Origin of the sequence: Empedobacter sp. GD03861 (assembly GCF_029840885.1) — a bacterium.
GTDB classification, from domain to species: Bacteria; Bacteroidota; Bacteroidia; order Flavobacteriales; family Weeksellaceae; genus Empedobacter; species Empedobacter falsenii_B.
Window position 1 is genome coordinate 1 of sequence record NZ_JAOCDJ010000075.1, and the last position, 2,985, is coordinate 2,985.

General features: G+C 32.6%; 1 protein-coding gene and 1 pseudogene. Both read right to left on the reverse strand.

The features are described from left to right. Nucleotides 1–1,475 (reverse strand): RagB/SusD family nutrient uptake outer membrane protein (locus N5D03_RS14695; RefSeq protein ID WP_280052091.1); only part of this gene is annotated, 1,475 nt, incomplete at its 3' end. Nucleotides 1,476–1,481: 6 nt separating this feature from the next. Continuing rightward, nucleotides 1,482–2,985, reverse strand: a pseudogene (locus N5D03_RS14700) (SusC/RagA family TonB-linked outer membrane protein); the annotation flags it as partial.

The window sequence follows — 2,985 nt, forward strand, 5'->3', positions numbered from 1 at the left end:
TGAGTTAAGTTTTCATTTCTATTTATCGCTTCTTTCGGAATTGGTAATTGCCATCTATAATCTGATTCTTTCAATTCTAATTGGACAGGTGCCGTTCCACTTCCATCTGCTCTATAGCCATTTCCAGAACGTTTGATTCCTTTACTATATTTTAATGGAATGTTTTTTACTCCTAAAAGTCTTTTTAAAGTAAACCATCGATCTCCATTCTCAAAGGCTAACTCCTTTCTTCTTTCTGTAATAATTGCTTCAAATAATTCTTCTCCTTTTTCCTCTCCTTTAAAATTAGAATATCGCTGTGCTCTTTCTATGTTTAATGTTTGAAGAGACTGTACTAAATCACCTTTCAAATAATAAGCTTCTGCCAAATTAAAAATAACTTCCTCTACTCTCAAATACCTTGCATGATTGATATAATTTTTAATTTGACCCGGATAATATTTATTGATAACAATATTTGCATTATTCGCATCTCCCGCTAAATTATAAATCTTAAAATATGTATTTTTTCGTTCCGGTTCTGTTGATCCATTATACAAATCATACAAAGCTTTATCAGCAGAGAATTCCATCACCATATTATTTGCATTGGTTCCATAACCAAAATTAGAGCCTATTGACGGATCATTGGCTTGTAAATAAGGAATTTCAAATAAACTTCCTTGGCTTGTTTTTGACGACCAGAAACTCGCAATTTCATTTTTAGAAGTTGGCTGAATTTCATTTACAACTTTTTGTCCATACTTAATAACTTTATCATAGTTACCATTATACAAATAAACACGACTTAAGAAAGCACTTGCTGAATATTGATTCAAACGATTAATATCCTGATAATTACCTGGTAAATAATTGATAACACTTTCTATATCTTGAGTAATATTATCATAAACTTCTTTTATTGTTTTTGTACGACTTGACTGAAATTCAGGGTTATAAGTTGTTAGGTAAGGAATCCCTATCGAAGAAGCTGATGTTGCACTTTGAGTTGGAATTTCAGCATAATGTCTGGCGATTTCAAAATGTGCAATTGCCCGAATCAATATCGCTTCTGCTTTTATTCTATTTTTGAATTCTCCTTCTTTTAAATTATTAATTTTAGAAAGGATAAAGTTGGCATCTGAGATCATTCGATACGCGGCTACATAAATATCTGTAGGTGTTTGACTAGAATCATATGTCCAGTTATTTGCAGCGCGATTAGATCCTCTACCTCCATAATTGGACAATAAATTATCTGACAAGATATCTCCAACAACCACTAAATCTCTGGAATAGCCACTTCCTCCATAAAACCCGATTTGTTTAAAATCTTGGTACAATCCATAAATTGCTTTTGTAAAATCTTCTTCTGTCTTATAAAAACCATCAACCAATACATCGTTTGGTGATTCTTTTTTTATGTCATCATCTGAACAAGAATTAAATAGTGTCAACAGTCCTAAAACTGTAAGTAGAATTATATTTTTTTTCATAATTTCTTAAAATGTAATGTTAAAACCAAGTGAGTAAGTACGAACTTGAGGATATGTAAATAACGAATATGAGCCCGAAACATATCCCGCATCACCGACACTCATCATACTCTGAGAACCTGTAGCTGAAACCGGATCTCCATGATATTTTGTCCACAATGCTAAATTCTGTACTTGTGCATAAAGCCTCAGATTTTTAATAAACGTATTTTTCAACAACTCCGTGAATGTGTAACCAATAGAAAGATTTCTGAACATTACATAATTCGATTTCTCAAGATATTTTGTTGATTCTTGTTCGCCTAGAGTAGTTGGTCGACCAAACTTTGCATGATCTCCTGGATTTCTCCAAAAATCGTTTGCTTCCACTACCTGATTAAAATTCATAGGAGCATTTGTTAAATCTCTATATGTATAATTGTACATATACGCGCCTAAACTATACGTAAAATCTGCACTGATATCAAAACCGTAAAAGTGAGTATTTAATCCAAATCCTCCATACAATTTTGGAAGAGGAGTCTTTCCTGTTGCTACGGCATCTTCAGCTCTATACTCTTCTGTGATATGGCCATCTTTATCTAAATACAAGTTTTTTCCATTCTCAGGGTTAATACCTACATAGCGGACCAAACGAAACTGATAAGGCGATTGTCCTTTTACATGAATCATGCTTGGTGAAATCTCATCACCTGTGCCAATTAATAATTCATCTTTTCCATTTAATTCATTGATTTTATAATTTACCGAAGTTAAATTTCCATAAAATGATAATTTAAAATTCTTTTGAGAAATTGCTGCAATATTAAGATCCAATTCTATTCCTTTGGATGTTATTTCTCCTGCATTAACGGTTTTACTTAAATCTCCTGATTCTATTGGTAACAACGTTCTGAAAATAAAATTCTTTCTGTTGTCATTAAAATACGCGAAAGACCCTGTGACAATGTGTTTGAAAAAATCAAACTCGGCTCCTACATTTAATTTTCGATTGGTTTCCCATGTCATCTTAGGATCAATTGCATATCTCGGAGGAATTGCAGTTGTATTTCCGCCATAATTTCCTTTCAGATTAACATACGCCTGATTGATGTACCTTGCAATAGATGAATCATCTCCGACTTCTCCATAGGATGCTTTTAACTTAAGACCCGTTAAATATTGATTACCTTTCAAAAAATCTTCTCTTGCAACATCCCATGTTACCGAAGCTCCCCAAAAATTTCCATATTGTTTTTCTAGTCCTGCTAATGAAGACCCATCTCTTCTAAAATAAAAATCTAAAAAAAACTTTCTGTTGTAATCATAAGAAACAGCTCCTAAATAACCAAATCTCGCTTCTTCCCATCTATTTGTTAAAGAAGAATTCAAAATTCTATTGGCCAAAGATTGAACACTTTTATCTCCACTTGGATACCCCTCACTACGTAAAGTGACGTTATAGTTTTTTTCGTTGGAATATTCAGAAGCTAACGTAAAACGCAAAGTGTGTAAATCAAACTTATTTATA